General features: G+C 29.4%; 5 protein-coding genes. All 5 read right to left on the bottom strand.

The annotated features are described in order from the left end of the window. Positions 1-207: 207 nt before the first annotated feature. Complete coding sequence (gene scpB, locus Q0F58_RS16465) at positions 208-828, bottom strand: SMC-Scp complex subunit ScpB (RefSeq protein ID WP_294378955.1); 621 nt, start codon at positions 826-828, stop codon at positions 208-210. Next, positions 815-1,567, bottom strand: a complete 753-nt coding sequence (locus Q0F58_RS16460) for a segregation/condensation protein A (protein WP_294378954.1) — start codon at positions 1,565-1,567, stop codon at positions 815-817. Before Q0F58_RS16460 ends, scpB begins: the two co-directional genes overlap by 14 nt. 174 nt (positions 1,568-1,741) lie before the next feature. Then, positions 1,742-3,010, bottom strand: coding sequence for a metallopeptidase TldD-related protein (locus Q0F58_RS16455; RefSeq protein WP_294378953.1), 1,269 nt, complete (start codon positions 3,008-3,010; stop codon positions 1,742-1,744). Between the two features lie 28 nt (positions 3,011-3,038). Then, a complete protein-coding gene (locus tag Q0F58_RS16450; RefSeq protein ID WP_294378952.1) occupies positions 3,039-4,460 on the bottom strand; it encodes a TldD/PmbA family protein in 1,422 nt (473 codons plus the stop codon). 287 nt (positions 4,461-4,747) lie between these two features. Next, positions 4,748-6,127: a D-alanyl-D-alanine carboxypeptidase family protein gene (locus Q0F58_RS16445; RefSeq protein ID WP_294378951.1), complete on the bottom strand. Its 1,380-nt coding sequence runs from the start codon at positions 6,125-6,127 to the stop codon at positions 4,748-4,750. Between the last annotated feature and the right edge of the window lie 34 nt (positions 6,128-6,161).

Genomic DNA, 6,161 nt, shown 5'->3' with positions numbered 1-6,161 from the left:
TAAAAGTCGCATATATTTATAATTAGTATAAATATATAAAATTCACTCATATTAATTAATTTTCTGCTTTTATTCTTTTACATAAAAAATAAGGCTGAAAATTAAAATCCCCATTCAGCCTTACTTAAATATTACCTAAATTACTTAAATTTAATTCATAAAAAAATCATGATAAAATTGTATACAATTTCTCCTATTTGTTTTTTATTAATCTAATTCATCATCATTTATAAAATTATTTTCAAAGTCCGTGTTTTCTTCTTCATCCTGGCCAAATAAATCCAGTGAAGGCAGTTCTTTTAAATCCCTCAAATCAAATTGTCTTAAAAATTCATCTGTAGTTCCATATAATATCGGTCTTCCTGGCACTTCAAGTCTTCCAACTTCTTTTATTAAATCTCTCTCAATAAGCCTTTGAATAGCACTTTCAGATTTTACTCCTCTTATTTCATCTATATCAATTCTTGTTATAGGCTGCTTATATGCAATTATTGCAAGACTTTCTATTGATGCCTGTGACAATGACTGTCTCTTATTCTTTTTTAAAAGCTTCTGCACATATTCTGCATTTTCACCTTTTGTAACAAGCTGATACTTTCCCTTAATACTTATAAGCTTTATTCCTCTTGTCTGAACTTTTTCATAAGCTTCTGTCATTTCTGCAATTATAATTTCAATAGTCTTAGGTTTTTCCTCCAAATGATTGGAAAGTTCATAAAGACTTAAAGGTTCTCCACTTGCAAAAAGCAGTGCCTCTATTGCTGATTTCAATTCTGCTTTTCTTGCATCATCCATGAAAGGAATCTGTAGTCCCTTAATTTTCTTCAATGTCATTGCTCCTTTCAATAATTATCTTCGTAAAGTTCCCATTCTGATATACCTTTATCATTTTCTGCTTTATCATTTCAAGAAGTGCTAAAAAAGTTACGATAGTTTCAAGCTTGCACTCACTTGTATCAACCAGATCTTCAAAATAATTGATTTTTTCATTTTTCATTCTGCTTATTATATAATCCACTTTATCTTCAATCTTATATTTATCTACATAAATCTTTTTCTGAATTATGTTTCCTTTATTCTGCCTGTTATTATATATTTCAAGAAGATTGTTAAATATACTATATAACTGAAGCAAATTCAAGTTTTTCAATATATCTTCCTGCTGATTTTGTTCCTTAATTTCTTCAATTACTTCAGCTTTCTTTCCATAAACTTCTCCAGAATTTACATATCGATTTTTAAAGAAATCAGATACTCCTTTAATCTTCTTATATATAATGAGTTTTTCTAAAAGATTCTTTTCAACATCTTCTTCATCTTCCTCTTCTTTTTTAGGCTTAGGCAGAAGATATTTTGATTTTATCTCTATCAGAGTAGCTGCAACTACTATAAATTCAGATGTTATCTCTAAATCCATCTTCTTCATTTCATTAAGATAATTAAGATATTGATTGGTAATCTCATATATTTTTACATTATATATACTCATTTGATTTTTTCGTATTAAATGCAGCAATAAATCAAAGGGGCCTTCAAAATCATTAATTTTAATTTTTGGAAGTTCCATTTACCCACCTCTGTCTTTTTATTCTATAAATTCTAATCATTAAAGCTCCTTTTTATCTGCTTAAATTCTTATGAACATACATCTAACCCATAATAACATATATATAATAACAATTTAAACTCTTTAATACAAGAAATGTTATACAAAAATTATATCTATCACATCTTGAAGATTCTATTTTCCTGCTACTTCTACATTTTTAAACTTTATATATTTAGGGATAACACTTCCCATATCATTTACAGTTTCTTTAGAAAGCAGCATATCATTTTCCACATCCTTGACATTTACAGTTATTGAACCTCCTGTAAGAGGTATTATCTTATCTCCTTGTTTCAAAAGTGCAAGTCTTATTTCTCCAAAACAGTCTCCTGTAATTTCATCCATCTGGAAATCTGAAAATCTCAATATTTTTAAATTTCCATCCTGAAACATCTCCTGCCCTGAAACACTTCCACCTTTTATAACTGCGCCATCAAAATCACCTACAGGCTTTAATCCAAGATACTGTGAAAAGTTATATGGACCATATATATTCTTTAATACACCATCGTCTATAAGACTAATATTATTAAGTACAATTCCTTCGCTGCTGAATGGGACACTTGATTTCAACTCAATATTCAACTTATCTCCTTTTACAGCCTTATCTCCCTGAACACTATCTCCCTTTTTAAACTTGGAATATTTCTGATAAATCATCTCACTTCTTGAATTTGAAAGATAATATTTGAAAAATTCATGAACACTTGATTCACTTAAAATAACATCATACTTTCCAGTTAAAGGTGCATCTGTGCTCTTGTCCCTGTAATCAGCATTCATAATTGCTTCTTTTCCCTTTAACGCCAGCTCTTCTTCGTTTAAATCATCATATGAAAACATATTGAATATTTCAACATCAGAATTTTCAACCCATTGAGTAACAAATTCACCTTCTATGCTGTATTTTTCATATGAGGCATCAACATTATTTGAAGTCACAATTCTTCTGTCAGTCTTTGAAACAAAGATTTCACTTGAATTAATCCATCCCTTTTCAAAATTATCGTATTTATAAAGAGCATCTCTTACCTTATAAGCTGTTTCTTCCAGTGTGTTTTGTGAAATGCTGCTGTTATCATAAACCTTGTCACCATTGTATCCTTCAGGAAGGGTATAAAACTTATTCTTTACATATCCAGCTGCATAATATGCATCACTCAACACTTCCTTTATTTCCTCTTCATCCATTGAAGGATATATTTTTACCTTCGAATTTCCTTTTAAATCATTGCCGTTATCCTTAAATACAGTAACAGTATAATCAGTTATATGTTTCTTTCTGTTCATGTCAATATCTTTCTTTATAAGATATAACTCAACAGATTCCTTCTTACTTTCATTTATTATATATTCATCTATCTTAATTTCCTTTAATACCTTTAAAATCAATTCAATCATAATCATTATTCTCCTTGCATCAATATTTCTATCCTAAACGTACTCTGCATTTAATATAAGGTCCTCCACAGGATACTTTTACAAATTCCTTATATCCTTTTCCACAGTATCCTGAACCAAAGCTTTCAAAGTCATCAGAAATCATTGATATTGATTTTAGAAGGTCTGGAACATATCCTGTCATTATTATTGGTGAAAATACTCTTCCTGTAAACTTTCCATCTTTGATTTCTTTTCCAATGCTGGCTATACACTGTATTCCCCAGTTCTTAGGATCTTCCATTCCACTTTGAGAATCATCTATTAAAAATCCATATTTTATTGAAGAAATCATTTCATCAAGCTTTGAAGTTCCTTTTTCAATAAATGTATTGGTCATTCTTGTATATGCTTTTCTATCAAAGCTTTCTCTTCTTCCATTTCCAGTGAATTCATTATTTAATGATAATGCTGTAAGTTCATCATTTATTCCACTTTTCAAAATTCCGTTCTTAATTATTGTAGTATCCTTTCCTATTACCCCTTCATCATCAAAAAGATAAGTTCCACACTGACTTTGTGTACATGATCCATCTCTCATTGTAACTATAGGTGATGCAACTTCCTTTCCAATATAGTCTTTTGATTTTGCTCTATCCTTTAAAAACATGTCCATCTCAACCCCATGGCCAAATGCTTCATGTGCAATAAGTCCTGTAATATCTGGTGCACATATGACGTCATATTCTCCTGGTACTATCTTTTGAGAATCCAGTAGTGAAATTGTCTTTTCAATAAGTTCATCACATTTTTCTTCTGTCATTTCATCTAACAGTTCTGCGCCCTTTAATCCCGAAAATGTCTTGAATAACACTTTATTTCCATTTTCATTTGCAGCTACACAGATAAAATATCCTTCACTCCACATAAAATTCTGTTCAATATCTTTATTTTCTGATAAAAATAACTTTTGCACATTTAAATAATTATATCTGGTTCTAAAATCAACAATTTCCTTTTTTCCAGCATTGAAAGCATATTCCTTTAAATGTACAAGTTTATTTATTATTTCCTCATCACCACATAAAACAGGATCCTTTTTTACTTCAAATCCTTTTTTCTTATTGATTTTTTCTTCTTTTAAAACTTCATATTTCCTTACATTAAAATCTTTGCATGTTGATTCTGCACATATTCTTATCTCTTCAAGTATTTCATTAATCTTATCTTTTTCAATATCATTAAAAGCATACTCAGAGTAATTTCTGCCATTGTAAATTCTTACTACAAATCCTCTCTCAGAAAATGGATTATTTGCAACAGATGTATCTGTCTTTGAAACCATGTATCCTTTTCCTTTACAGTCAGTGGCCAATATTGATGCATATTTATATTCATTTAACAATTCTTTTAACAATTCTTTTAATATTGGTTTTATCTTCTTTAAATATCTGCTTTCTTTAAGATTCATTATTTATTACCTCCAGACTCAGTTTTCTACTAATTCCATTTTCTATTATACAATTAATATTTTCTTCAATCAAAATTATTAAAAGTCAGTAAATTAAACTCCTTAAAATAAAAACTTCCATTTTTTCCTAACGTCATATTCCAATTAATAATGTACAATAGGCAATAAAATGTGAAACGTTTTCATTTTTTAATTATTATATAGTTTTATTCTTTAAAAATGTATATTAATAAAGAATCTGCTGAAAATTTTTACTCAATCAGCAGACTCTTTAAACAGTTTATTTTTTAACTTGCTTTATTTTCAGATTCTTTCTCTTCACATTTGTCAAATAAATGTGTTATTTTATATTTTGCAGTACTGAAAATATTGCCTTTCTTTATATTTCTATCACAGTAAATCGAAACTTCACCTATTTTTTCATTGTTCAAATAAACCTCACATTTACCTACAACATCGCCTTCTTTGTATTCCTTTTGAAGTTCATCAATTACAACCTTTTTTTCAATTTCATCTTTACATCCTTTTGGAAATACTGCTGTCAGATCATCCTGTGATTTTGCTATAAAATATCTGTCTGTATTTTCGCCCATATATACTTTATCTACTTCATCATCTTTTGCAAGTACTTTCTTGCCTTCATATTTTGAGAAACCATAATTTAAAAGTATAGATGCATCTCTATTTCTTATCTTATATGTTGGAGCTCCCATTATTACAGAAAGCATACGTACATTATTTCTTATTGCAGTAGCACTTATACAGTACTTTGCTTCATTTGTGAAACCAGTTTTTAATCCATCACAGCCATCAAAAAATCTTACAAGTTTATTGTGGTTTACAAGTTCTATAGGTGCTTTTCTTCCTTCACTTACTGTATCCATATAAGTTCCTGTATATTTCAATACCTTTGGATGCTTTAAAAGCTCTCTTGACATTAATGCTATATCATTTGCTGTTGATAAATGTCCATCTGCTGGAAGTCCATTGCAATTTTTAAATGTTGTATTTTTCATGCCAAGCTCTTCTGCTCTTTTATTCATCATTACAACAAAATCACTTTCTGTACCTCCTAAATATTCTGCAAGGGCAACTGCTGCATCATTTCCAGATGCTATTGCAACACCTTTTAAAAGTTCTTCAACTGTCCTTATTTCACCAGTATCAAGAAGCATTGTACTTCCGCCCATTTTTTTTGCATTTTCACTGCACGTAACTTTATCATCTAAAGATATCTTTCCACTATCTACAGCTTCCATTGTAAGAAGCATTGTCATTATCTTTGTTACAGATGCTGGAGCAAATTTCTCATCAGCATTTTTTTCATATATTATCTTTCCAGTACATGGTTCCATCAATAATGCTGATCTTGCTTCTATTTCATTTCCTTCTTTTTTTGAATTATCATCTGTTTTTTCAGATTTTGAACTATCCTTGCATTCATCTTTTTCCTTCTTTTTAGTTTCATTTATCTTTTGTTTGCTGCTTTCGTCATCCTTAATCTTTTCCTTATCTTTTGACTTAATTTCCTGCTTTGACTTATCCATAGTCATAATTGGACTGCTGCCTATTGCAGATGATTTAATTGGAATCAACAGAAAAGTACAGATAAATAACAGCGTCATAGAAATTATTCTCTTTAGTTTTCCTTTAAAACTTCTTTTCATAAGTTATTTCCTCCCTTCAGCATTAGTGTTACCA

Source organism: uncultured Clostridium sp. (genome assembly GCF_934754915.1).
Lineage (GTDB): Bacteria > Bacillota > Clostridia > Clostridiales > Clostridiaceae > Clostridium.
This window is presented reverse-complemented; position numbering and strand designations above follow the sequence as displayed.

Bases quoted from the DNA above. Each gene is read 5' to 3' on its own strand.
- Q0F58_RS16460 (WP_294378954.1), bottom strand. From the start codon at position 1,567: ATGGAACTTCCAAAAATTAAAATTAATGATTTTGAAGGCCCCTTTGAT.
- Q0F58_RS16450 (WP_294378952.1), bottom strand. From the start codon at position 4,460: ATGAATCTTAAAGAAAGCAGATATTTAAAGAAGATAAAACCAATATTA.
- Q0F58_RS16455 (WP_294378953.1), bottom strand. From the start codon at position 3,010: ATGATTGAATTGATTTTAAAGGTATTAAAGGAAATTAAGATAGATGAA.
- Q0F58_RS16445 (WP_294378951.1), bottom strand. From the start codon at position 6,127: ATGAAAAGAAGTTTTAAAGGAAAACTAAAGAGAATAATTTCTATGACG.